This is a genomic window from Streptomyces polyasparticus, from assembly GCF_014493765.1.
Classification (GTDB): Bacteria; Actinomycetota; Actinomycetes; order Streptomycetales; family Streptomycetaceae; genus Streptomyces; species Streptomyces polyasparticus.
Window position 1 is genome coordinate 36,449 of record NZ_JACTVJ010000026.1, and the last position, 23,327, is coordinate 59,775.

The window sequence follows — 23,327 nt, forward strand, 5'->3', positions numbered from 1 at the left end:
TGCCGGCTCTCCGGCTGAGTTCGTTGCGCGTACACGTCGGCTCCCAGAGGTGGGCCAGCTGCTGGCTCTACCAGCCTCGCCGTGCACGCAGGTGCTAACTGCCACAAAAATGTGGCACTGCTACATGCCGATCCAGGCCGCCATGTGATCGAGGGTGTCCGGAGTGCGACGTGCCTGGCGGACCAACGCGCGGATGGTCTCGCGGGCCGGCGGGTAGTAGCGGGTCTGCTCCGGAGCGATCTGCCGCGCTTTGATCATCTCGGCAAGGGCCTGGTCGTAGCGGCGGGTCTCCATCAGCGCATAGCTGCGGTGCACGTGGTGGTGCGCGACCCGAGAGGCAGACCAGCCGGCCGGGAAAATCAGATTCCTCGACTGCTCGACGGCCTCGCCGTATTGGCGCATCTCGATCAAGGTGGAGGTGCGGTGCAGCTTGACGTTGGTGGGGCCGAAGGACATCCACAGCACGTCGCCGGCCTCGCCTGTCTGCTTCGCGAGTCGCCGGGCTTCGCGTAGATGAGTGGCCACTGCGTCCTTGTCGCGGGCACGGGCGTACAACACCGCGCTGCCCAGATGCATTTGCCCCCGTACGGCGAAGGCGTTCCTGCCGGGCTCGGCCTGCTCGAGGCAGCTGCGGCCGGCCTCGATGAGCCGCAGTCCGACGCTGCACTCGCCGTTGCGGAAGTACGACAGCGCCCGCATGTACTGCCTTGCGGCGCCGAGTAACGGGTCCGAGGCGCGCTCCGCAGCCCAGCCCATCCGGTCCAGCGCGACCGTGGACAAGTCCGGGAAGCCGAGCTTCGTGGCAACATCGTGCGCCGTGCGGTAGGCGGAGCCCAGCGCCTGCCACGTCTCAGTGGTTGGGCTCCGGTACGCCGCAGCGGTGATCTCGGCGAGTAGTGTCGGCAGTTCGGTGGCGACAGCATGGAGCTTGGTCGCGCGGACCTTGCGGCACAGGCTGTCCGCCGCGGCTGTGAGCTCACCGGTTGTTCGCACGGTGACGTCCGGGTTGTCGCCGAGGTCGTAGAGATCCAGGGCTTCGCGGATCGGCCGGATCAAGCCCATGAGGCGGTCCTGGGCCAGCTCGGAGACGTATGGCTGACCCTTCAGTACCGCAGGATCGACACGCAGCGCCTCGGCGACCGCGGCGATCAGGCCGGAGGAGGCCGTTCGATCCCCACGCTCGACCGCGCGGAGAAGGCCGTGCGAGTACGGGATGCGATCGGCCAGCCCCAGCTGCGTCAAGCCCGCCTTCTTCCGAAAGGCGGCGATGCGCTTACCCGTGTGCTCACCATCGAAGACGGGCATAGTTCACCTCGTTCCGTGCAGCCACTCGGGACACTACCCGCCCGCGATGCGGCGGGAACTGCGTTCGCCCTCACCGGCTTTGCCGGTGAGGGCGTCGCCATGTGGTGGGATGGGACACATGCCCTCGGACGTCATGTACTTGTTCGGCTGTGCCGCCCCGCCCGTGCACAACATCGCCGACGTGATCCGGCGAGCCCAGGCCGACGGCTGGGATGTCTGCCTCGGTCTGACCCCCACGGCGGCCTCATGGCTTCGTGGCGAACTGGAGGCGCTACGGGAGCTGACCGGACACCCGGTGCGCAGTACGTACAAGCGGCCCGGCGAGCCGGATGTGTGGCCGCCCGCAGACGTGGCGGTGGTGGCCCCGGCGACCTTCAACACGATCAACCAGTGGGCGCTGGGCATCACCGACCACTTCGTCGTCGGCTTCGCAGCCGAGGCGATCGGCAAGAGCATTCCTCTGGTGGCGATGCCCTGTGTGAACCTTGCCTTCACTCAGCACCCGCAGTTCGAGCGGTCCATCGAAACGCTCCGCGGTGCCGGCGTGACGGTCCTGTACGGCCCGGGTGGATTCGAGCCGCACCCACCCGGCACCGGCTCACCTGCCGACTACCCCTGGAACCTCGTGCTTGATGCCGCCGCAAAACGTGTTGTCCGGCCCGGGTAGGAGTGTGCGGGAGTAGGCGCGGCACGGTCGGCTTCGTCCGCGATGGCCTCCAGCCGGCTCACGGCCCTGCGGGTCGGCGCGCATCAGCCCAAGCGAGGACCGCGTCGCAGAACTGGCCGGCAACCCCGAGCGTCACCAACGCCCAGATGCTAGCCGTCTGTTGGACATGGCCAGTCGCGATGGCCACGCTGACGCCTCCTCCGCTGATCGCGCCCCAACGGAACGAAGGGCGGGGCAGGCGCAGGACAAGATCGCTGCGCTTGAGGGACGTCTCATTGGTGCTGTTGTTCTTCAAGTCGTCGCTCCCGTAGCAGGGTTGAACAGCTGACTGCCGAGATGGAAGCGTGTGCGCGCAACACGTTGTAAGCAGCCTGACACAAGCGCCTTCGAATCGCAGGCCGACCCTTAAAAGTTGCCGTATGAATGCCGGGACGAAGCCTTTAAGAACCGCGAAATGCGAGACGGTGCTGGTTGTGCACCAAGGGATCGAAGGTCGACGTCCGTGGACGCCTTGAATCGCGACCCATTTCAGAAGTGACCCGCATCACACGCTGCGGCCTGGCTGCCCAATATGCGCGTAATCATCGCTTATGGGTATGCGGTGAAAAGTGCAGATCTCCAGACGCAAGGCGCGTCCGTTAAAGGATATGGGGACGAAAGGTCGCCACCCCCTCATCGAGGTACATCGGAGTTCGCCCCGCCTAGGCCCTGTCCGGCGGATCTTGTGACTGTCACGGCTCCGGCTCGTTGGCATGAGCATGGGGCGGGGAGATCTGACGGCTGATGAGTGGGCCCGGCTGAAGCCGCATCTACCCAAGGCCGGGCAGCGAGGCGGGCGTTGGGCGAGCCATCGCAGGGTGATCAACGGGATTCTGTTCCGGGAACGGACCGGGGTGCCCTGGCGGGATCTGCCTGCGCGGTTCGGCCCGTGGAAGACCGTCTATGAACGGCACAGACGCTGGTCGGCGGACGGCTCCTGGGACAGGATCCTGGCAGCGGTCCTGGCCGACGCGGATGCGGACGGCCGTATCGACTGGTCGATGGTGAGCGTGGACTCGACCTCGTGCCGCGCTCACCAACACGCCGCCGGGGCACGCAAGAAGCCGCCGCGAGTGCCGGGAAAAGACGCACGCCCCAACAGCACCGCCCCGACGAGGGACTCGGACGCTCCCGGGGCGGACTGACCTGCAAAATCCACCTCGCCGGCGAGGGAGGCAGGCGACCACTCGCTTTCCTGCTCACACCAGGCCAGTGGGGCGACGCCCCACAGCTCATCCCGGTCATGGAACGCGTCCGGGTCGCCCGCCAGGACGGCGGACGCCCCCGCACCCGCCCCGGTCACCTCGGCGGCGACAAGGCGTACTCATCCCGCCGAAACCGCCGCTACCTGCGAAGACGCCAAATCAAGCACACCATCCCCGAACCGAAAGACCAGCGGGCCAACCGCAAACGCCGAGGCAGCCAAGGCGGTCGGCCCACCGGCTTCGACAAGACGATCTACAAGCGCCGCAACGAAGTCGAGCGAACAATCAACGCGTTGAAGAACTTCCGGGCCGTGGCCACGCGGTTCGACAAGCGTGCCTACGTCTTCCACGGCACCGTCACCGTCGCGACGATCCGACTCTGGCTCCGGCCATGATCCGCCGGACAGGCCCTAGGCGACCGTCTCCGACGACGAGGGCCGGTCAGGGTGCGTGATGCCGATCCACCCTGAACGCGAGGGCGGTCGACCGGGTTGCCGCCGATGCGAACCGGCTTCGTGGCAGCGGCGCGCGGCAGGGGTTTGTGGGCGGCCGGGCCCGTCCGCTGAGGGCGCGGACGTGGCGCGCATGTGCTTCTGGCGGCCCAGGGTGCGTGGCCACCTCGCTGCGCAGCGCGACGGCGTCGAACTGGCCTCTCTGAACTCCAACTCCGCGGGCACAGCCCCGCCCAGTGGGCATCGCGAGCCAAGAAGCCCTCCGTGCATCGCCAGGTTGAAGGGCCTGTCGGTAGCAGGTGAAATCCCGCCATCTCCCAAGCGTTCCGAGGAAGTTGACCGCTACCTTGGCAACGTGGCCGCTCTCGTCCGCGTGCGCGGACGGTTTGGTCAAGGTGGTCAAAGATCGGCTTCAGTCGTGGGGGCGCAAGCATGGCGCGCGAGCGGAACGGGAAGTTTGCCGCACTGCTGGAGGAAGCCCGCTGGTCACGAGCCCAGGCCGCTGCTGCTTACAACCGCGTCGCCGAGGAGACGTTGCAGGGCGAAGTGCGTGAGAACTCCAGGATCGGACGTTCCCACGTGAGCATGTGGGTTGCCGGGGTTCAGCCGAAGGGTGTTGCGCCAGCTATCTTGAGTCAGGCGCTGTCCCGCCGCCTGAGACGTGAAATCACGCCAGAGGAGGTCGGGTTCGCAGTTCCCACCTCGCCGGCGCAGGGGGCGCTGGACTGGCGCGTCGATCCCTTGATCGCGCTGAACGACTTGGGGAGTGACGTGGACGCGAACCGGCGTCGTCTGCTGGCGGGCGGGGTGTACTCGGCAGCAGCCTTGTTGTTGCCGGATGAGTGCTGGTGGACCTCCATGGCTGAGCGTCCCGCTACCGAATCCCAGGCCAGCAAGCGGGTCGGCCGAGCGGATGTTGACACCGTGCGAGAGATCACCCAGGCATTCTCCCGACTCGACCAGAGGCGCGGCGGTGGCCACGGCCGTCGAGCCGTCGACGAGTACCTGAAGTTCGAAGTGCTCGACTTCCTCCGGGGCCGCTTCGCCAACGACGAGACGCGGCGCGCCATGTTCGCTGCCTCCGCCGAACTGGCCTACCTGTCAGGCTGGATGGCTTTCGACAACAGCGAGCACGCCGTAGCGCTCAATCGCTTCAACGTCGCCGTAAAGCTCGCAGCGCGGTCCAGAAGCGCGCCGCTGAGCGGACACATCCTCCGGGCAATGGCCCACCAGGCTCTCGACCTAGGGTTCCGCCACGAAGCCCTCAAGATCGCCCAAGCGTCGGTGAACGGCGATCGGTACACCCACGCCACGCCAAGGGAGCGCGCGCTCCTCGGCGTGGTGCACGCGCGCACCCTCGCGGCGAACGGGCAGAAGCAAGCCGCAGCCCGTGCACTCCTGCTCGCGGAAGACGACTTGTCGAACGCTCGCGACGGCATCCTGGAACCTGACCGCACGTTCTTCTTCGGCGAGGCGTCCCTGGCGCACGAGACGGCGTGCACACTCCGTGACCTTGGAGACCACCAGAAGGCGGTCAAGGAGTTCCGGCGGTCCGTCCGCACGCGCGGCCCTGCCTTCCGGCGCACCCACGCGGTGACCCTCGGATACCTCGGCGCCACTCAGATCGCGCAGGGCGCGGTCGAAGAAGCCTGCGCGACCTGGAGCAGCGTGCTGGACGCCATGGAGGACGGGATCTACTCGGGGCGCGCACGGCAGGCCGTCGCCGACATGCGGAGCCTCCTGTCGCCCTTCCGGAAGCGCGGTGTCCCTGCGGTGGGTGCACTGGACGCCCGAGCGGCTTCGTACCTCGCCCACGTACAGTGATCTGACGAGGCGGAGACAGGCGAGGGGACGGAGCAATGGGCTTGGAGATCACGCCGATTGGGGAAGTCGTCGAAGGTCGCGACGACGTCGCCGACGACTTCTGGGGTGGGATCGAGTCGGTGATCCAACTCGACGAGTCGGAATTCCCCCTCGACTCCGTTCAGGGCCTTGGCGAGTTCTCGCATCTCGTCGTCGTCTGGCATTTCGATAAGGCGTCCCCGGCCGATGTCGAGTACCACGCCCGTAGTCCGCGCGGGAACGCTCAGTGGCCGGCCACCGGGACGTTTGCCCACCGCAACCATAGGCGCCCCAACCAGCTGGCCCAGAGCTTCCCGCGGCTCCTGAAGCTCGACGGTCTGAGGCTCCATGTCGTCGACTTGGACGCAGTGGTGGGCACGAAGATTTACGACGTATCACCGTACTTCGCCGAGATGGGGCCTCAAGGCTCGATCCGGGAGCCTGCATGGCCCGGCGAGATGCTGGCCGACTACTGGAAGCCCAAGAGGAACTGACCGATAGTCTGGCCAGCCATGGACTTCTAGTGATCAACATGGCCGCAGCCGGGCATGAGGAGGCTCACCGATGCAGGAAGGTAGAGGCGCTCTGATCAAACTGTGCGGGTTCGGTTGATGACTTATCCCAACAGCCCGGTCTGTTAAGGCATCCGATCTGAGTTCACGATCGACCGTGAACTCGGTTTGTTGACGGCTGGAGTTGCCCCGAGCGTCAGTGGTGCCCTATATCGTGACTGCCGTGATGGTTGGCACTGAAGAGACCCGGCTGATCGTGATCCGCGGCAATTCCGCATCCGGGAAGTCCTCGATCGCTGCTGGACTACGTGACCAGTTCGGCCGCAACCTGGCCTTGGTTGCGCAAGACAACTTGCGCCGTATCGTATTGCGCGAGCGCGACCGGCCTGGCGCGGCCAATATCGGCTTGATCGATGTCACCGCCCGCTATGCCCTCGACGCGGGATTCCACACCGTCGTCGAGGGCATCCTATACGCCGACCGGTACGGCGCCATGCTGGAAAACCTCGTGCGCGACCACCGCGGCACTTCACGCTGCTACTACCTCGATATCCCGCTGCAGGAGACCCTGTCCCGCCACGCAACAAAGCCCGATCTGGAGTACCTGACCCAGGTAACCGACGGGCATCTGCGGGACTGGTACCGCGAGCGTGACCTGCTGCCCATCGGCATCGAGACGATCGTGGACTCGACCAGCACGTTGGACGACACCGTGAAGCGCATCATGCGTGAGACGGGGCTCGACGAGGTCCCGGCTATCGACCGCTGAGATGCCAGCACCATATTAGTTGGGGGCTATCACAGGCCGTCCCAGGGCCGCCGACGACTTTGCGGGGGCACCCGTGGAGCAGCCAGCCGCCGGCCCGGATGTCAGGGTTGGGCCCACCGGGCAGACGGCCGCCATCCACTGGGGTATTCACGAGAGCGGTCCGTCCTCGGTCTGGATTCCGCTCATCCACTGCTGGGCTGCCGCGAGGTTGTCGGCGGTGCCGGTCACTTCGTACGTGAACCCGGTCCATTCCTCCAGGACCCGCGGTTCGTCGGGTCGCAGGTGACCGGCGCCGCCGTGTGCGGGCCGGTGGCGGCTGGTTCGGGGGGCCGGGGCGGCGGTGCTTTCCCATGGGTCGATGTTCTCAGGGACGGGTGGCGATCAATGCCTCTGTGCGGATGACTTCCTCATACATTCCGTCCGGCTGGAACGCGGTGAGTGCGGCTCGCAGATCGTCTTCGAACGCTTCTTTCTGGTCGCCGAGTTGGGCGGGGCTGGAGTAGGAGAGGCTGAAGGTCCATCCAATGACCTCGTCCAGGGCGCGCGTCAGGACGTGGTCCCAGCGGGCGGTTTCGAGGTGGCTGAACGGCGAGCGGGCGAGCACCTCTTGGTGCCGTTCCCTCGGGTGGCTGTAGGTGCCGGAGCCGGCGCGCCGGTCCGGTCCGAGATAGCGGGTGCGTACGTCGGCGATGACGTCGAGCCAGGGGGCGGGTTCGAGGTCGCCGGGTGCGCCGCCTGAAGCGAGGACGACTGCTCCACCCGGCAGGACGAGGTGGTCGAGGTCGCGCAGGACCTGGTCGCGGTCCATCCAGTGGAAGGCCGCGCCCATGACCGTGAGCAGGACCGGTTCGAGGTTCATGCTGGTGAGGGTGGTTGAGTCGCCTTCGCGCCAGTCGATGTTGGTGATGCCGGCTGTGTCGGCGAGTTTCCGGCCTTCGGTGATCATGCCGGGCTCGGGGTCGACGGCGATGACGGTGTCGACAAGGCGAGCGAGCGGGAGTGCGAGAACGCCGGTCCCCGTGCCGAGGTCCAGGACTCGCTGGGTGCCGTCCAGGTCGAAGCGCTCGGCGAGCAGGCTGTACAGGTTGTCGTCGTAGCCGGGCCGGTACTTCGCGTAGTAGGGGGCGGTGGAGGCGAACAGCTCGGCGGGGGTGAAGGCGGCCATAGCTCCAGTCTTTCGTGGGTGGGGTGTCTTCATGGGGAACGAGGCGGTGTGGTTGAGAGGTGCTGCCACCAGCGTCGCAGTGGTTCAGCGCCAGTGGTTTCGGGGGCGATCGACCCGTCCGCATGTCGGTCCCGGCCGCCGATCAGCTGTTCTTCAACGGCAGTGAGATCGGAGCGGGCCCGCAGGCCCGGTGCTGGGTCGTCGAGTTGGGCTAGCCACCGGTAGCCGTACTGCATCATGACGGCCAGCCGTGTGTGGCCGGAGCTGTTCAGCCCGCCGGCGTGCCAGGTGCGGTTCTCGAAGAGCATCACGTCACATGTGCCGATGTCCGGTGTGATCGCTCCGGGCGGGTCGATGGCGCCCGCGGGCACGGTGACCGGCCCGCTTTCGTGGTGGCTGGCGGGCTTGACCATGGTGAAGCCCGCGTCCGGGGCGGGGTCGGTGAGGAAGTAGGCGCACTTGATCGCCAGACGGGGGACTCGATCGGTGCCGAGGTCGCGGTTGGCCGCCGCCATGTCGCGGTGCCAGCCGTGCCGCTCGGGTACGCGGATGGTGCGCCGGGCGCCCTGGGGCAGTGAGGGCATGGCGATGAGGTTGCTCGACAGCAGGTGCAGGTTGGTGCTCGCCAGCAGGGCGATGACGGCGCGCAGCACCTGCTCGTTGGCGAGCAGCGGGAGGAAGGCGTCGTCGAGTGCGATGACGCCGCGGAAGCCGTCCTTACCGTCCGCGCTGCGGTCGCGGCCGGTGGTGGTGTCGGTGGCCAGGAGCCGCTCGGCGGCGTCTCTGGCGGCGACCCGTACATCCGGTGTGATCGCGTCGCGCAGCACGACGAAGCTGTCGCGCTCGAACGCGGCGAGGACGTCAGGGTCGGCGGGTGAGGTCATGAGCGCCGCTCCTTGTGGAGCGCCAGGGCGCGGGCGGCCAGTTGCGGTGCGGACATCGAGCAGTGATCGAGCAGCGCAGCGTGGTGCAGGGGCCGGCCGGGGTCGCGATATCCCGTGATGTGGAAGCGGTCCGCGTCGCCGCGGGCCGCCAGCAGCGACCGGATGATGCCCGGGGTTGTCGAGGTCACGATCAGGACGGGAAGGCCGCGGCCGAAGAGGTCGGCGAAGTCCGTCTCGGACAGCGCGTGCGGCCAGGTGGTCGGCGGGCCGAGCGTGGTGAGGTCGTTGATGTGGACGTAGCGGATCGTCACTTCGGGGTGCCCGGTGGTGATGTGCCGGGCGGCTGCGGTCAGTTCGCGGGCGGCGACGTCACCGGCGGAGGCCAGCACCAGGTCCGGGTCGGCGCTGCCGCAGGTGGTCAGGTGCGGCCACACGGCGGCCCCGAGAGCGAGTTCGCGCGAGAAGGGGCCGGTCGGGAAGGTATGGCGGTGGTGCTTGTCGCTGATCAGCAGGTTGAGCTGGTCGGTCGAGGCCAGCATCGCGTCGAGGACCACGGCGGCCCGGTGGGCGTCCGCGGGCGTATACACGTGGAGCGAGGGTTCCTCGGTTTCGGCCATGGCGGCGGCCAGGCCGGGGTTTTGGTGGGTGTAGGTGTTGCGCCAGCCAAGCGACGTGATCAGGTAGTTGAGCGACGGCTGTCCGCGACGGCCGGCCGCCGCCGCGAGGCGCCGGTGCTTGAGGTGTTGGACGAGCAGGCTCGTGTTGATGGGGGCGAAGGCTTCGTAGGTGGCGAGCAGGGCGTCGCGGCCGCTTTCCGTGTAGCCCTGGAGCCACCCGTGACAGAGCTCCTCACTGAGCACCTCGACCGTCCAGGGTGGCGTGCCCGTCCCCTCGCCGCCCGTATCGATCTTGTTCGAGGTGAGTTCGTCCGGGCTGAAGAGCCGGAACCCACCGTCCTGGGCCCGTTGACGGATCACTGCGCTTACCGCACGCCACCCGGTGTCCTCGCCGGTCCGGTCCCATCGACGCGGCCCTACCAGCGCCGGAGCCGGCGGCTGCGATCCGGGGAGCGCCTGGCGCACCAGGATGGTCGGATGCCCCTGGGCGGTGAACAGTTCGCGGGGCCGGTAGGAGGTGAGCCAGGCCGTGAGCGCGGCGAACTCGGCGTCATCGTCCTTCGGACAGGTCAGCGGCGTCTTGTGAACGGCCGGGGTACCCGCGATCTGGCGGTCGCCGACGCAGGTGGGTCCGGTGTGCCCTTTGGGCATGGTCAGCACGATCACGGGCTGCGGGGCATTGGCGTCCAGCGGTGTGAGGTCGCTGAGCACCTGGGCGAGCATCCGGCGAAAGCCGGGCTCGTCGCGGCCGTCGTGCACGAAGGGGCGGTAACCGAGCCCGGTGAAGTAGCCGCACAGCGCCTTCTCATCGAGGCCGGCGAGTAGCGACGCGCCGCCCATCTTCAGTCCGTTGGCGAGCACGATGGGCAGCACGGCCCCATGAGGGCCGGTGCCGATCAGGGCGCGGCGTCCCGTCCAGGCAGCCGCCGTTATCGGGGTCTCCATCTCGCCGTCGCCGATGAGCGGGACGACCAGGCGGTGCGGTGCGTCGAATGCCATGCCCTGGGCGACGGCGAGTGCCGGGCCGAGCTGTCCGCCCGTGTAGCGGATGCCGGGGATCAGCGGGGTGATTTCCCCGCCGAGGTCCGTGTTCGGGAACTGGGAGATCAGCGTCCGCAGGTTGGGCATCGACCAGCCGGTACCCGAGCCCAGGTCGAGGGTGTTGTTCAGGTAGGCGGCGGCGAGCGCGGACGGTCCGGCGTGCCCGGCGCCGTGCACGATCACCACGTCGCTGCCGGGCGGTGACAGGGCTATGAGTGGGCCGAGGTGGGCGAGGGCGAAGTTGACCGGCGGGCATACTCCCCAGTGCCCTCGTGGGACGGCTTTGAGGTCGTCGGGATGCAGGGGCTGCTCCAGGCGGACGTTGTCGGCGAGGTAGAGCTGGGCAGCCGACAGGTAGTTCAGCGCCCGCCAGTAGGCGTCGACGGCCGCATCGGGAATGGCCTCAAGCGCCTCGGCGGCTGCGCTTGGCCAGTCGGCCGCGGCGAGCAGAGTACGGGCGGTCATGGTCATGAGCGCCTCCTCGCATGGGCCGAGGCGGCGCTCACCGCTGCGGTGACGCGGGCACGGCGGATGTCCGCTGTCGCGGACTCGCGGATCAGATGGAGCATCTGCGCCCGCTCGTGCACAGGCAGCGTGTCCCAGGACAGGCCAGCGGCATCCAGCGCCGCACGCAAGTCGGCGGGCAGGTCGCCGAGTTGCACGCCGCGCACCGGCTCCAGCTGAGCGGGCACCGGGCCCTCACCCCCTGGGCTGGGCTGCAGGACGGCGGCCTGCCCGTGGATGGAGACGACCACCGAGGTGCGGGGGCGGTGCTGCGGCACCGTGAGGCGTACCCGGGCACCGCGCAAACCAACAGGCCCCTTGCAGGGCAGCAGCAGCATCGGCCGGCCACTGATCACTGCCGGGTTGGCCATGATGTGCAGGACGCTCCCGGCTGCGGGCAGGGACAGCAGCGAGGCCCTGGGTGCGACTTGGGCCGTCTCAGTGCGTGGCGCTTCCACCACGGCGATGACTCCTCCTTGCCCGTCGTTGCGGATCTTCTTGTGGGCGAACAGGGCCCGGTCGACGGTGGCCAGGAGCCGGTCGCTGAACGCGTGCCGCCAGCCGCGGGCGCCGGTGTCGTGCGGCAGGTGTTCGGGGGCGGCCACGGTGAAGGCGAAGGACACAGTGGTCGGCAGTGCGGCACAGAGCTGGTCGCGTAGTTCAGCCAGCGCCTGATGGAACGCGGTCGGGTCGTCGATCGCGGCGGCGACGATGACCTCGTCGCCGCCGAAGGTGGCTGCGCAGCCGGCGCTGAAGCGCTGCTGGTGGAACCAGTGTCGGGTGATGGCCCCGAGCCGGGCCATCACCTTGTTGCCCGCCAGGTGTCCGAACGAGGTGTCGTCGTGGGCGTTGGCGTGCTCGACATGGTGCTTGAGGCCGTCGACGTCACCGATGGCCAGGGCGATCAGCTGGCCGCCGGCGAGTGCGGTGGCGATCTCGCGGGGCAGGTGGCTGTGGAAGTCGGGGAAGGCGATGAGCCCGGTCAGCGGGTCCTCGCGGCTGCCCTCGCACCAGCTGCGTAGCGGGAGGCGGGACGGGTCGAACAGCGGGACGGAGGCGTGCAGGCACGCGTGGTCAGGTGCCTTCGTACGCGGATCCATATCAGCGGGCCTCCGAGTCGGGCGACGTCAGCGAGGGTGCGACCGCGTGCGCGGGCAGCAGGTGAAGGAGGGTGCTCAGCGTGTGGATGCGGCAGATCCCGGCGCCGACGGTTCGCTCGGCGGGAGGCACGCCGCGCTGCAGGTGGGCGGCGTGCCAGCCCGCGTTGACCGCACCGGCCACGTCTGCGCGCGCCGAGTCGCCCACGTGCAGCAGCTCGGCCGGAGCGAGGTCCGCGAGGTGCTCGACGGCCGCGAAGGCGCCGGGCTCGGGCTTGCAGTGGCCGGTGCGCGCGGAGTAAACGATGGCATCCAGAAGTTCGGCGTATGGCGGTGCGTTCTCGGGGACGGACGAGCCGAGGCTGTTGGTCAGTGCGAACAGCCGGTAGCCGCGCTCACGCAGTGGGCGCAAGGTGGGCAGGACATCGTCGAACAGATCTGGGTTGCCAGCCCGCTCCCGCGCCGCAGTGAGGGTGCGGGTCAGGGGCGCCATCAGGGCCGGCCGGTCGAAGTCCGCGGCCAGTTCCGAGGCGAGTTCCTTGGGCGAGATCATGGTGCGCTTCGCACGGCGCACCATCTCGGATCTCGCCCGGGGCAGCGAGATTCCGAGGATCTGGGCGACCTGCCCGGTGGTCGGCTCTTCGGCGATCTGGACAAGGGTGCCGCCCAGGTCGAAGCAGACGCCGCGCACGCCCTGCCAGGGACGGTGACGAAGCCGGCCGTCCGCGGTCCGCGTGTGTTCGCTCATCGTGTCCTCACCTCGAATGCCGGCGCGGAGGCTGTCAGGACCGGTGCCCCGGCCATCCCGGGCGTGCTGCGTACGGCGAGGACGCCGCTGTCGGGCGTCAGGGGCTCAGTGGAGATCTGCTGCCGCAGGGGCTCGATGGTCAGGTGCCACTCGATCGCGGGGATGGTGTCGCGGCAGCAGCTGCCGGCCAGGGCGAGAGCGGCGGACAGATGGGCGCCGTGCGGGAACGTGGCGATCCCCAAGTCGGCCGCGAGGTTGGTCAGATGGAGTGCCCGGGCGAGCCCGCCGGACCATCCCGGATCGCACTGCCAGATATCCACGGCCCCTGCCGTCAGCAGCGCGATCTGCTCAGCAGCATCGACGACCGTCTCTCCGGCAGCAAGCGGAACCCCGCTCGCGGCGGTCCGTAGCCGGGACCAGCCGGCCCCGCCCGGCGGCAGCAGGTCCTCGGCGAAGTCCACGTCGAGTTCGGCCAGAACGGGCAACAGACGCAGCGCCTCGTCCAGACGGCACCGGCCCAGCGCGTCCACCATGAACCGGCCATCGCCGGCCGCCTCGCGCAGCCGCCCGAGAACCGCACCGACCTGGCGCGGCCCGGAACGGATCAACTCCTCGGTCAGCGGCCACTTCTGCCCCCAGAACCCGGCCTCGCGGTTCCATGCGGCGGCCTCGGCCGCGGCCGTATGGAGCGGGTCGATGCCGAGCGCCGAGGCGTACGCGGGGACGCTCCTGCGGACGGTGCCGCCCAGCAGAGCGGTGACCGGCCGTGCGGCCGTGCGAGAGGCCAGGTCCCAGCAGGCCAACTCCACGGCGGACGCGGCCTGCCGGGCATGGGCACCGGTGCGGTGGCGTCCGGTCACCGGCCGGTGGGCCAGACGGCGCGGCTCGGCGGCATCGTGCCCGAGCAGACCCGGCGCCAGATCGTCGAAGACGATCCGGGCGACCGCCTCCCCCATAGGGGCGTGCCAGCCCGAGCCTCCATTGCCGACCACTTCCAGGGCGAAGCGGGTGCGGTGCTCGGCCCACGCGGGGCCGGCGGGCGCGACGGCCGCGGCCGCGACCGGGTCCGGCAGCCCGGGCGGAAGCCCTGCGGGCTGCGGAGCAAGCGGCCAGATCCGTAAGGCGGTGATCCGGGACGGGGACGCGGGAGCGGGCCGCACCAGTTCGGGCAGGGCCATGACGGTGGTCATCAGACCTTCGCCCCTTCCAGCTCCTCGCCGGCGAAGGTGAAGCACCACGGGCTGCGGTAGTTCTGCCACCACTGGGGGCGCAGCCCTGTCGGGCCGAACAGTTCCTCGACGCCGCGGCGCATGTCCAGGTGCCACTCGATCGTGTCCGAGCCCGGGGTGCGGTAGACGTCCATGAACGCGTTGTGCGCCTGGTACGTCTGAAACCGCGGGAACGTGGTGGTCACGGGTACGAAGTCCCTCAGGTGCGCGAGCGCGTCATTCATCGGGTCTAGGCCGACGATGTAGGTGAAGTCCGTGACGATGCCTCGGTCCTTTGCCCGCCTGAGCGTGGCAGTCATCTCGGCGGGCGTGAGCTTGGCCTTGGACTCCTTGAGGATCTGCCGACGCTCGGTGAAGCACTCCGCGGTCAGCGTCAGGTGGAACGGCCCGAGCTTCGCCGCAGCATCCAGGCCGTCCTCACTGGTGAGGACGGAGGACAGGAAGTGCAGCGTCCCGGTGCACCTGTTCGCCTCCATCGCCGCGCGGACCTCGGCGAGGTGCTCCAGCGCGAGGTTCTCGTACAGAAAGCAGCCGGTGCAGATGGTGACGGTCTCCACGCCGTCGAGCGAGTCCATACCGGAGTTCGCGGCAAGGGCACCGAGGTAGCCGGACAGGTCCAGGGCTTTGATCTTCGGGTCGGAGGCGTCTTCGAGGGTGTTGGGGCAGAACACGCAGCCGGTGCACTGGGAACGGGCGTTGGAGTTGAGCGTGAGCATCTTGGTGCCGTTGCGCCAGTAGCCGAGGACAGCGTCGTCGTCCTCGATGCCGTCGATCTCGCCGACCTTCACCCCGCCAAGCCGCAGTTCGCTCTCGTCGACCTCGAACGGTGAGTCCTCGCGGCCGAGCGACAAAATCAAGAACAGCGGGGTCTCAGGGCGGGAGTCGAGCCGCAGCTTGAACCGCATCCGGGGCTTGTTCAACGGCGAGCGCGCGCCGGACGCGTTCAGGCCAATCAGCAGCACGTCCTCGGGGTTGATGTTCCACTCACGTGCGACGTGGTTCAGGTGGCTGACAGATTCCAACATCGTCTTCCCCTCGGTCGGGACGAATCACGAAAGGCCGTGCCACGGTGCTCGGCCGGGCGGCCTGGAACAGGGCGGAACGTGCAGTCAGAACCGCGCCGGAACGGCAGCGCGGGGTGCGTCCGGCTCAGCGGCCGGCGCCTCGACGGGGCGGGGTTCGGCCGGCGACGGCGCCACGAGGGAACTTGCCGACGCCGACCGAAGAGCAGGGAGCGGGAGGCGAACCAGGACCGTCTTGCCCCGGCCGTCTGCGTCCGGGGGAACGCTGGTCGTGCCGCCCGCCTCGGTCGCCAGAGCCGCGATAAGCCGCAGGCCCCAGCCGCCGCTTCCATCAGGGTGCGGAGTGTGCACCGGCTGCGGGAGCAGCGGATGCCGGTCGTGGACGGCGACGGTCAGGTGCGTGCCGTCCATGCTCACGGCGACCTTCGCGGTGGGCGAGGAATCGGCCGCGTGCTGCACGGAGTTGGTGACCAGCTCGCTCACCGCGAGCAGGGCGGTGTCGTACAACTCCGACACCGGCGGCACCCCCCACACCCTGAGCTGCGCTGCGACCTCACGCCGGGCTACGGGTACGGCAGCGTCGACGGACTCGACGGTGAAGGAGAGCTTCCGCCCCGTCAGCGGGGCCGCTATGGACAGGACTTCAGCGTCATCCGAGGGGTGTTCGCGCATCTCGTGCGGCATCGCTCGCATGGCCAGCGTTCCTCCCGGTCGGACGGCATCCGCACACATCCCGCCATGAACGATCAGCGATCGCGGCGCTACGGATCGTGAACCCTTCTCAGAGTGGCGGAGCAAACTTCTCTCACGCAAGTGCGTCAGAGAAGTGGCATATTCAAGTTCGGGAGCCACTTTCGACGCCCGAACATGGGCGCGAAGGCGTAACTCCACTCCAGTGCGGCACACTTGCGTACAGCAACGCGCCGACGACGCGACGAGGAGGGGTGATGGCTGCGGCCAGCGGACCGACAGTCAGGGGGCGCCAGCTCGGATCCGAGCTCAGGCGACTGCGCGAGCAGGCAGGCAAGAAGATCGAGGACGTCGCCGAGCACCTCGAGTGCTCCATGTCCAAGATCAGCCGGGTAGAGACCGGCAAGGCGCCCATCAAGGCCCGGGACGTACGCGACCTGCTCCATTGGTTCGGCGTGGAGGATGAGGCCCAAGTCGAAGCCGTCATGCAGATCCACAAGGACGCGCAGCAGCAGGGCTGGTGGGCCCACTATGAGGAGGTCCTCCCGTCGGGCATGGCCACGTACGCCGGCCTCGAATCCGACGCCCGGATCCTGCGTTCCTACGAGCCGATCTTCGTGCACGGCTTGCTGCAGACCGAGGACTACGCCAAGGCCGTCATCGGCGCCGTGCGGCCAAGCGAGCTCGAGGAAATCGAGCGCCTGGTGCGGTTCCGAAAGGAACGCCAGGAAAGGCTCACCAGCAAGAGCAACCCACTTGACCTGTGGGTCGTGGTCGAGGAAGCCGCGCTCCGCCGCCCCGTCGGCGGCAAGGAGGCAATGAGGGCCCAGATCGAGTACCTCATCGAACAAGTCGCCCTGCCCAACGTCACCATGCAGATCATGCCAACCGCCAAGGGCGCCCACATCGCCATGGCCGGCACCTTCTCACTGCTGGAATTCGAGCCACAGACACCCACCGTCGTCTACGTCGATTCCATCGCAGGCAACGTGTACTTGGAGAAGGAGCGCGACGTCCGCAAGTTCATCCAGACCTTCGATCTGGTGCGGGCTGCAGCCCCTGACCCGCAAGAGACCCCCGCCATCCTGGAAGACCTCGCAGAGGAGATGCGCAAGAAATGAACACGAACGGCAAGCGACCCGTGCCCGAGGTCGACTTGAGCAACGCGGCCTGGAGGAAGAGCAGCCGCTCCTCCGGCAACGGTGCATGCGTCGAGGTCGCCTTCGTCGAAGGGATCATCGCCATGCGCGATTCCAAGGACACCAGCAGGCCCGCGCTTTTCTTCTACGCTGACGAATGGGACGCCTTCCTGGAGGGAGCCGCCGATGGCGAGTTCCGCCGTCCCTAACAGTCGGGGTCCGGCTGGTCCGAGCGAGGCTTAGACGGTCGGACCAACCATCAAATCCCAACTATGCCCAGGGCGCGGGCCGCGCGATCGCATCGCCGGGAAGCGCGGCCCGCTTCACAAGGCGCGCCGTGAAGCCCGAACCCGGGCCGGGAAAACGAGGCCACGAAAGTGGTGTCCTTGAGCCCAGGGGGCGACGGAACCACAGCTACGTGCTCAGCCACCGCCGCTGGCATCCCTGACAGCGATTCTGCTCATGATCAGCGGACGTATCGGTGCTCACCTCACGCGGATTCTGCCGTTGGTGCAGAAACTCCTGATCGCGAACACGCGCTCCCTGCATTAGCGGCGGTCTCCAGCGTCGCTTGATCAAGTGCTGACGAGGCTGCCGCGTGGTGCGGGCTGCTGCGCCGTCGTATTCAACGCGAACCTCATCTGCGGCCACAAGCGCCAGCGATGCCACCTGCCGGTGCCTGAGGAGTTGAGGCAGGAACCCTCCTTGCTGAAGCGCCGGCGATACGCCTGAGCGACGGGCGGCTTCTCTAGCACCAGACTTCCTAGCCCGACGCTCGTGCGTGGCGGCGACCTTCGTGCTGTTACCTGTTCATCCCGGTGACGCGGGCCCAGCCCCGCCGACAAGATCACCTATCAACAGTGCGGATACCTACACTGCTGGCCTTACAGCGCACCCAGCCACAGTGGGCTGTCACTTGCCGGACCGAAGGCGGATTCGCCCACGGCAGACGAGGAAGAACCGCACAGGACTGGAACGCTTCCCGGAAACCATGTCAACGTACAACGTCCCCGGAAACACCAGGTCAGAGAAACTCCGAGTGGCGCCGGAGCCAGCTGTCCGGGCGGCGGTCCACGATTCTGGTCGTCTCATGCCATGGTCATGACGAGGAGGCCCACCTGCCGAGAGTCACGCTTCGCGCGGCTCGCTTCACCGCTCCGGTTCTCATAGCGCTCGGCGCCATGACCGCATGGGCGGCTCCAGCGAAAGCCGACTACGCCGCAGTCTCGACGGCCCTATGCCTCTGCGTCGTCGCCGCCGGCCTTTTCGGTGAGGACCTGGTCCAGCGCGGGTGTCGCCAGGAGCTGCTAGTGCTCGCGCACGTCGCGGCGCACCCGGGTGTTGACGCCCGAGCTATCGCCCGAGCCGTCGGCTCTACCGAACGCGTCGTTGCTCGCAATCTCTGCCGACTCACCGAAAACGGACTCGTGACCTTGGTCGACGACGTATTCCCCGCCATCAGGTCTTAGCGGATCACCCCGTAGTTCGTGGTTGCGGGGCGCAAGATAGCCCACGATCCCCGGTTACCGAAACCGGGGATCGTGCAGACCATTAGGGGAGTTCGCGCCGGCTGTGCTTGGCGGTGGAGTCGGAGCGGGCTAACAGGCAGAGCCCCAGCAGCCGAGTGGTAGTACCCGCTCCAATCGGGCAGCTGTGGGCTCCGCACACCAGCCCTCAGACACGTCGGCAGCTCCCGCATCGGCCTGCCGACCAAGCGCCCAGCAAGGAATCCCAACGTGCACCGATCCGTGATTCGCCCTGCCCGATTTCGCTCACATTGCTGCCCACAGGGCGGTACTGAAGGGCATGCCTCTTGTCCTGCTTCCCGGGAGGCGTCGTGACCGCGGGGGGGAGTAATCGCCTACTGACTCCCGAAGAGGTAGCTGAATGGTTGAAAGTGAGCGAAATCACCGTCAAAAACAAATATCGGACGTGGGGGATTAAGGCGCAGAAGGTTGGGCGCCTTCTGCGATTTCGCGAGCGCGACATCGTCGCCTATCTGGAAGAGAACTACGGCTGATCGCCACCTATTCCTTGCGTGGAAGGGTGACGGTTAGAGGTCGCATTTGAGTTGCCTCATCCATGGTCATTGGATGTGGTAGAGAAAGGGCCTGGTTTGGCAAGCGTATTCCAGAAGTGCAAGCAGGATGAGAAGAATCGACACTACCCCTGCGGAAAGGGGCGTTGCGGTCATCCGTGGACCGTTCGGTTCCGGGAGCCAGGAGGGCGCAGCGGGAGGCAGCGGGAGAAAACATTCCCAACAAAGACTGAGGCGGCCAATTATGGCATCAAGGTCGAGAACGACAAGCGCGAGCAAATATACATCGACCCGGAGCGAGGCAAGGTGCCAGTACGCGTTTACGCGCATGAGTGGCTGGAGCGGCAGGCGGTTAAGGCCGGCACCCGGGAGGGGTATCGGCATTTTATAGACTATTACCTGATCCCGGCGCTTGGATCAAAGACGATGGCTGGCGTCCAGTCGTCAGACATCGAGAAGCTCTGCATTGGAATGCGGCTGGGGGGGTTGGCGCATTCCAGCGTCTACGGCACGCACATGGTTCCGCTGAGGGCTCTATTTCGTTCTGCCGTGAACGAAAAGATAATTGCGCACTCCCCAGTGGCGGCGGCGAAGCTGCCGAAAGCAAAGACCAAGCGGGTGGATGAGCGAAATGTCCCCGACGCGAAGGCGATCGGCGTGATCATCAGCCACGTTCGTGAAGACTGGCGGGTGTCCGTCTGGCTAATGGCTGGCTGCGGGCTCCGGCTAGGGGAGGCGCTAGGCGTGAAGCCTGATGACATCACGGACGGTGTGCTGCGAATCCGGCGACAGGCAATCCGGATCAAGCGGGATGGGCGTTGGGTCATGAGTCTCGAGCCGCTCAAGGGGAGAGAAGAGGGCGAGTGGCGTGATGTGCCCGTCGCGCTTGCGGTGCACGCCGCAGTTGTTGGGCACCACCAGCGCTTCGGGGTGGGGGCGGCGGGCACACTCGTGCATGCGGGCAACGGGAACTTGGCCTATGACGTGCACTTCCGTGCCGAGTTCAGGAAGGCAGTGGTGGCTGCCGGCTTCGTGGACAAGGAAGGGAAGCCGCTCTTTACCCCGCATGGCCTGCGCCACTTCTTCGCTACGGAGGGAATCTCGAAGGGGATATCCCTGGTGGAGATGTCGCGCTGGCTTGGTCACGCGTCCATCCAGATCACCGCGGACATCTATGGGCATCTGTCTCCTGACGCCCGCGATCGGCTTGTCGCCATCATGGACGGTAGCCTCACTTCGTTGGGCGAAGCTACGAGTGACGCCGTTGTGGGTCCGGCGGATGGTACAGCGTCAGAGGCGCCGGTTGGCCAGGACGGGGTGGCATCGGTGATGATGGCCTAGGAGCCGCAGCCCGATACCGTGCTGGTTCGGTGCTGACTTCCCACCCGCCCAGACCGTATAACCGCTGGTGAGAGAGTTAGCATGCGTTTCCTCAATGACATCAAGCCGCCGTACGACCTGACGTACGACGATGTGTTCATGGTGCCGAGCCGATCCGCCGTCGGCTCCCGCCAGGGCGTGGACCTCTCGTCCCCGGACGGTACGGGCACCACGATTCCGCTGGTCGTCGCCAACATGACCGCGATCGCCGGACGCCGTATGGCCGAGACCGTCGCGCGCCGCGGTGGCCTCGTGGTCATCCCGCAGGACATTCCGATCGAGGTCGTCACCGACGTCATCTCCTGGGTCAAGACGCGTCACCACGTGCTCGACACCCCGATCGTCCTGGCTCCGACCCAGACCGTCGCCGACGCGCTCGCGTTGCTCACCAAGCGTGCGCACAACGCCGGTGTCGTCGTCGACGAGGACAACAAGCCGCTCGGCGTCGTCACCGACGAGGACCTGACCGGCGTGGACCGCTTCACGCAGCTGTCCGAGGTCATGTCCAAGGACCTGCTCCTGCTCGACGCGGACATCGACCCGCGCGAGGCCTTCAACAAGCTGGACAACGCCAACCGCCGCTACGCCCCGGCCGTGGACAAGGACGGCAAGCTCGCCGGCATCCTGACCCGCAAGGGCGCCCTGCGCGCGACGCTCTACACCCCGGCCGTCGACGCCAAGGGCGGGCTGCGCATCGCCGCCGCCGTCGGCATCAACGGCGACGTGGCGGGCAAGGCCAAGCAGCTGCTCGACGCCGGTGCGGACACGCTGGTCATCGACACGGCCCACGGCCACCAGGAGTCGATGATCGAGGCGATCAAGAAGGTGAGGGCGCTCGACCCGCAGGTCCCGATCGTCGCGGGCAACATCGTCGCCGCCGAGGGCGTCAAGGACCTCATCGACGCCGGCGCCGACATCATCAAGGTCGGTGTGGGCCCCGGCGCCATGTGCACCACCCGCATGATGACCGGTGTGGGCCGCCCGCAGTTCTCCGCGGTCCTGGAGTGCGCGGCCGAGGCCAAGAAGTACGGCAAGCACGTCTGGGCCGACGGCGGTGTCCGTCACCCCCGTGACGTGGCCATGGCGCTCGCCGCCGGTGCGTCCAACGTCATGATCGGCTCCTGGTTCGCCGGTACGTACGAGTCCCCGGGCGACCTGCACGAGGACGCGCACGGCCGGCTGTACAAGGAGTCCTTCGGCATGGCCTCGGCGCGCGCGGTGAAGAACCGTACGTCCGAGGAGTCCGCCTACGACCGCGCCCGCAAGGCGCTGTTCGAGGAGGGCATCTCCACCTCGCGGATGTTCCTCGACCCGCAGCGTCCGGGCGTCGAGGACCTGATCGACTCGATCATCGCCGGTGTCCGCTCCTCCTGCACCTACGCCGGTGCGGGCTCCCTCGCGGAGTTCGAGGAGAAGGCCGTCGTCGGCATCCAGTCGGCCGCCGGTTACGCCGAGGGCAAGCCGCTGCACGCCAGCTGGAGCTAGTCCCGGCAGCTCTGCCTCTGTTCACGGCCCTGATCGTCTCCGTACGATCAGGGCCGTGGTACGTCCAGCCCTCGCCGCAGGCCGCGCGCTCGCCGTGCTCGACTACTTCGCGGCGCATCCCGAACAGTCGTACACGCTGAGCGAGTTGAGCGAGGCGCTCGACATCAATCTCGCCTCGCTGCTCGCCGTGCTCCGGGCGCTCACCGACGCCGGCTATCTCGCGCGGCATCCGCAGCGCAAGACGTACGGGCTCGGGATGTCGGTCGTGGCGCTGGGGCATGCGGCCCTCACCCGGCACCAGGTCGTGGACCGGGCGCGCGGTGAACTGCGGGCGCTGGCCGCCGAGTCGGGCCTCCGGTACGTGGTCAGCGCGGTCGCCGGCGACAGCATCGTGATCCTGGCCGTCGAGGGGCGCGGGCGTACGCCCGAGGTGTGGGCGGGGATGCGGCTGCCGCTCCTTCCGCCGCTCGGGCAGGTGTTCCTCGCCTGGTCGGGGGCGGGTTCGGGGGAGATCAGACGCTGGCTGGACCGTACGGCGGTGGGCGCCCCGCTGACCGGTCATCTGGACACGGCGATGGCGGTGGTGCGCGAGCGGGGCTGGTCGGCGAACCGGGACACCGCCGCGCGGCGGGCCCTCGGCGAGGCCCTGGCCCGCCTCGCGGACGCGCCGCGCGACACCGGACTGCGGGCGCGGGTGGCCGAGTTGGTGGTGTCGCTCGGCGACGACTACGAGGTGCTGAGCGTTGCGGCCGATGAGCGGTACCGCCTTGCGACCTTGTCGGCTCCGGTCTTCGACCAGCACGGGTCCGTGGCCCTCGCGCTGACGGCGACCGGCCTGCCGGAACTCGACGGCGCGCGGGTGCGCGAACTGGCCGGGCAACTCGCCGATGTGGCGGGCGTGTTGGGCGCGGAGATCGGTGGGCGGCCCCCGGTACTGTCTGCCGGGTGAAGATCACTGCCTGCCGAGCCGAGGACCTCGTACTCCTGGACGAGCATCTGCCCTCCGCCAGTGCCGACTCCCATCACGCCGCCCGCTTCGGGCGACAGGAGGCGGGAGAGTCGACCTATCTGCTCGCCTGGCGGGACGGGGTGCCGGCCGGACATGCCGAGGTGCGCTGGAACGGGTGCGCGGCGCCGGAAGTACGGAGGGCCGTCGGCGCCTGCCCGGAGATCAACGGACTCGCTGTGGCCGGGCACTTGAGGTCACAGGGCATCGGCAGCGCCCTGATCCGCGCCGCCGAGGACCTGGCCCGCGGGCGCCGCCTGCCCGCGATCGGTCTCGGCGTCGACGAGAGCAACACGCGGGCGGCGGCCCTGTACGAACGGCTGGGATACCGGCCGGTGGCACGGTACGTGGACCGCTGGGCCTATGTGGACCGGGGCGGGCTGCGCGTGGAGTGCGCGGACTCCTGCACGTTTCTGGTGAAGGAGCTGGCGGCGTCGGGGGGTTGAGGGGACGGCAGGTCAGGGGATCGGCCAGGGCGAGGGGACGGCAGG

The 23,327-nt window shown here is 68.0% G+C and carries 22 protein-coding genes; 12 read left to right on the forward strand and 10 right to left on the reverse strand.

Features of this window, described 5'->3' with window-relative positions; translation table 11 throughout:
• Window positions 1-120 precede the first annotated feature (120 nt).
• Window positions 121-1,305 (reverse strand): helix-turn-helix domain-containing protein, encoded by a 1,185-nt coding sequence (locus H9Y04_RS38545; protein ID WP_187818874.1) that lies wholly within the window; start codon window positions 1,303-1,305, stop codon window positions 121-123.
• 118 nt (window positions 1,306-1,423) lie between these two features.
• Here H9Y04_RS38545 and H9Y04_RS38550 point away from each other — a divergent pair, with 118 nt between their 5' ends.
• The 5 genes from H9Y04_RS38550 (at window position 1,424) to H9Y04_RS38570 (ending at window position 6,791) form a co-directional block, all read left to right on the forward strand.
• On the forward strand, window positions 1,424-1,972 hold the full coding sequence (locus tag H9Y04_RS38550) for a flavoprotein (protein WP_187818875.1): 549 nt from the start codon (window positions 1,424-1,426) through the stop codon (window positions 1,970-1,972).
• A 758-nt stretch (window positions 1,973-2,730) separates the two neighbouring features.
• Window positions 2,731-3,611 (forward strand): IS5 family transposase gene (locus H9Y04_RS38555; protein ID WP_187818900.1). Its coding sequence is split into 2 segments (ribosomal slippage): window positions 2,731-3,094 and window positions 3,094-3,611, totalling 882 coding nucleotides; the frame shifts between segments, so codons are not numbered across the junction.
• A 489-nt stretch (window positions 3,612-4,100) separates the two neighbouring features.
• Entirely contained in the window at window positions 4,101-5,492 is a 1,392-nt protein-coding gene (locus tag H9Y04_RS38560) for an NsdA family TPR-like regulatory protein (RefSeq protein ID WP_187818876.1), read from the forward strand.
• A gap of 35 nt (window positions 5,493-5,527) precedes the next feature.
• Window positions 5,528-6,004, forward strand: a complete 477-nt coding sequence (locus H9Y04_RS38565; protein ID WP_187818877.1) for a TrmO family methyltransferase domain-containing protein — start codon at window positions 5,528-5,530, stop codon at window positions 6,002-6,004.
• Window positions 6,005-6,248: 244 nt separating this feature from the next.
• Window positions 6,249-6,791, forward strand: coding sequence for an AAA family ATPase (locus H9Y04_RS38570; RefSeq protein ID WP_187818901.1), 543 nt, complete (start codon window positions 6,249-6,251; stop codon window positions 6,789-6,791).
• Between the two features lie 147 nt (window positions 6,792-6,938).
• On the opposite strand, the gene H9Y04_RS48005 is transcribed toward H9Y04_RS38570, so the two are convergent.
• The 9 genes from H9Y04_RS48005 to H9Y04_RS38610 form a co-directional block, all read right to left on the reverse strand.
• The gene (locus H9Y04_RS48005) at window positions 6,939-7,151 is read right to left on the reverse strand and encodes a DUF6087 family protein (protein ID WP_308801747.1); all 213 of its coding nucleotides are present in this window, start codon (window positions 7,149-7,151) and stop codon (window positions 6,939-6,941) included.
• A 4-nt stretch (window positions 7,152-7,155) separates the two neighbouring features.
• On the reverse strand, window positions 7,156-7,956 hold the full coding sequence (locus H9Y04_RS38575; RefSeq protein WP_187818878.1) for a class I SAM-dependent methyltransferase: 801 nt from the start codon (window positions 7,954-7,956) through the stop codon (window positions 7,156-7,158).
• Window positions 7,957-7,985: 29 nt separating this feature from the next.
• The gene (locus H9Y04_RS38580) at window positions 7,986-8,840 is read right to left on the reverse strand and encodes a phytanoyl-CoA dioxygenase family protein (protein ID WP_187818879.1); all 855 of its coding nucleotides are present in this window, start codon (window positions 8,838-8,840) and stop codon (window positions 7,986-7,988) included.
• Entirely contained in the window at window positions 8,837-10,969 is a 2,133-nt protein-coding gene (locus H9Y04_RS38585) for a phosphoketolase family protein (protein WP_187818880.1), read from the reverse strand. Before H9Y04_RS38585 ends, H9Y04_RS38580 begins: the two co-directional genes overlap by 4 nt.
• On the reverse strand, window positions 10,966-12,102 hold the full coding sequence (locus H9Y04_RS38590) for a nucleotidyl cyclase domain-containing protein (RefSeq protein WP_187818881.1): 1,137 nt from the start codon (window positions 12,100-12,102) through the stop codon (window positions 10,966-10,968). The genes H9Y04_RS38585 and H9Y04_RS38590 overlap by 4 nt, the downstream gene beginning before the upstream one ends.
• 1 nt (window position 12,103) lies before the next feature.
• A complete protein-coding gene (locus H9Y04_RS38595; RefSeq protein WP_187818882.1) occupies window positions 12,104-12,847 on the reverse strand; it encodes an HAD family hydrolase in 744 nt (247 codons plus the stop codon).
• The gene (locus tag H9Y04_RS38600; RefSeq protein ID WP_236071989.1) at window positions 12,844-14,037 is read right to left on the reverse strand and encodes an enolase C-terminal domain-like protein; all 1,194 of its coding nucleotides are present in this window, start codon (window positions 14,035-14,037) and stop codon (window positions 12,844-12,846) included. The genes H9Y04_RS38595 and H9Y04_RS38600 overlap by 4 nt, the downstream gene beginning before the upstream one ends.
• Window positions 14,037-15,101, reverse strand: coding sequence for a radical SAM family protein (locus tag H9Y04_RS38605; RefSeq protein ID WP_187818883.1), 1,065 nt, complete (start codon window positions 15,099-15,101; stop codon window positions 14,037-14,039). Before H9Y04_RS38605 ends, H9Y04_RS38600 begins: the two co-directional genes overlap by 1 nt.
• Window positions 15,102-15,185: 84 nt before the next feature.
• The gene (locus H9Y04_RS38610; protein WP_187818884.1) at window positions 15,186-15,791 is read right to left on the reverse strand and encodes an ATP-binding protein; all 606 of its coding nucleotides are present in this window, start codon (window positions 15,789-15,791) and stop codon (window positions 15,186-15,188) included.
• 254 nt (window positions 15,792-16,045) lie between these two features.
• On the opposite strand from H9Y04_RS38610, the gene H9Y04_RS38615 reads away from it, so the two are divergent.
• The 7 genes from H9Y04_RS38615 (at window position 16,046) to H9Y04_RS38645 (ending at window position 23,282) form a co-directional block, all read left to right on the forward strand.
• Window positions 16,046-16,909, forward strand: a complete 864-nt coding sequence (locus H9Y04_RS38615) for a helix-turn-helix domain-containing protein (RefSeq protein ID WP_187818885.1) — start codon at window positions 16,046-16,048, stop codon at window positions 16,907-16,909.
• Window positions 16,906-17,136, forward strand: coding sequence for a DUF397 domain-containing protein (locus H9Y04_RS38620; RefSeq protein WP_187818886.1), 231 nt, complete (start codon window positions 16,906-16,908; stop codon window positions 17,134-17,136). Before H9Y04_RS38615 ends, H9Y04_RS38620 begins: the two co-directional genes overlap by 4 nt.
• Before the next feature lie 1,628 nt (window positions 17,137-18,764).
• Window positions 18,765-18,947 carry a helix-turn-helix domain-containing protein gene (locus tag H9Y04_RS38625; RefSeq protein ID WP_187818887.1) on the forward strand — a complete coding sequence of 61 codons (183 nt, stop codon included), beginning with the start codon at window positions 18,765-18,767 and terminating at the stop codon, window positions 18,945-18,947.
• 96 nt (window positions 18,948-19,043) lie between these two features.
• Complete coding sequence (locus H9Y04_RS38630; protein ID WP_187818888.1) at window positions 19,044-20,306, forward strand: tyrosine-type recombinase/integrase; 1,263 nt, start codon at window positions 19,044-19,046, stop codon at window positions 20,304-20,306.
• A gap of 81 nt (window positions 20,307-20,387) precedes the next feature.
• A complete protein-coding gene (locus tag H9Y04_RS38635; RefSeq protein WP_187818889.1) occupies window positions 20,388-21,830 on the forward strand; it encodes a GuaB1 family IMP dehydrogenase-related protein in 1,443 nt (480 codons plus the stop codon).
• A gap of 55 nt (window positions 21,831-21,885) precedes the next feature.
• Window positions 21,886-22,779, forward strand: coding sequence for an IclR family transcriptional regulator (locus tag H9Y04_RS38640; RefSeq protein ID WP_187818890.1), 894 nt, complete (start codon window positions 21,886-21,888; stop codon window positions 22,777-22,779).
• A complete protein-coding gene (locus tag H9Y04_RS38645; RefSeq protein WP_187818891.1) occupies window positions 22,776-23,282 on the forward strand; it encodes a GNAT family N-acetyltransferase in 507 nt (168 codons plus the stop codon). The genes H9Y04_RS38640 and H9Y04_RS38645 overlap by 4 nt, the downstream gene beginning before the upstream one ends.
• Window positions 23,283-23,327: the final 45 nt, after the last annotated feature.

Bases quoted from the DNA above. Each gene is read 5' to 3' on its own strand.
- H9Y04_RS38545 (WP_187818874.1), bottom strand. From the start codon at position 1,305: ATGCCCGTCTTCGATGGTGAGCACACGGGTAAGCGCATCGCCGCCTTT.
- H9Y04_RS38550 (WP_187818875.1), top strand. From the start codon at position 1,424: ATGCCCTCGGACGTCATGTACTTGTTCGGCTGTGCCGCCCCGCCCGTG.
- H9Y04_RS38560 (WP_187818876.1), top strand. From the start codon at position 4,101: ATGGCGCGCGAGCGGAACGGGAAGTTTGCCGCACTGCTGGAGGAAGCC.
- H9Y04_RS38565 (WP_187818877.1), top strand. From the start codon at position 5,528: ATGGGCTTGGAGATCACGCCGATTGGGGAAGTCGTCGAAGGTCGCGAC.
- H9Y04_RS38570 (WP_187818901.1), top strand. From the start codon at position 6,249: ATGGTTGGCACTGAAGAGACCCGGCTGATCGTGATCCGCGGCAATTCC.
- H9Y04_RS38575 (WP_187818878.1), bottom strand. From the start codon at position 7,956: ATGGCCGCCTTCACCCCCGCCGAGCTGTTCGCCTCCACCGCCCCCTAC.
- H9Y04_RS38580 (WP_187818879.1), bottom strand. From the start codon at position 8,840: ATGACCTCACCCGCCGACCCTGACGTCCTCGCCGCGTTCGAGCGCGAC.
- H9Y04_RS38585 (WP_187818880.1), bottom strand. From the start codon at position 10,969: ATGACCATGACCGCCCGTACTCTGCTCGCCGCGGCCGACTGGCCAAGC.
- H9Y04_RS38590 (WP_187818881.1), bottom strand. From the start codon at position 12,102: ATGGATCCGCGTACGAAGGCACCTGACCACGCGTGCCTGCACGCCTCC.
- H9Y04_RS38595 (WP_187818882.1), bottom strand. From the start codon at position 12,847: ATGAGCGAACACACGCGGACCGCGGACGGCCGGCTTCGTCACCGTCCC.
- H9Y04_RS38600 (WP_236071989.1), bottom strand. From the start codon at position 14,037: ATGACCACCGTCATGGCCCTGCCCGAACTGGTGCGGCCCGCTCCCGCG.
- H9Y04_RS38605 (WP_187818883.1), bottom strand. From the start codon at position 15,101: ATGTTGGAATCTGTCAGCCACCTGAACCACGTCGCACGTGAGTGGAAC.
- H9Y04_RS38610 (WP_187818884.1), bottom strand. From the start codon at position 15,791: ATGCGAGCGATGCCGCACGAGATGCGCGAACACCCCTCGGATGACGCT.
- H9Y04_RS38615 (WP_187818885.1), top strand. From the start codon at position 16,046: ATGGCTGCGGCCAGCGGACCGACAGTCAGGGGGCGCCAGCTCGGATCC.
- H9Y04_RS38620 (WP_187818886.1), top strand. From the start codon at position 16,906: ATGAACACGAACGGCAAGCGACCCGTGCCCGAGGTCGACTTGAGCAAC.
- H9Y04_RS38635 (WP_187818889.1), top strand. From the start codon at position 20,388: ATGCGTTTCCTCAATGACATCAAGCCGCCGTACGACCTGACGTACGAC.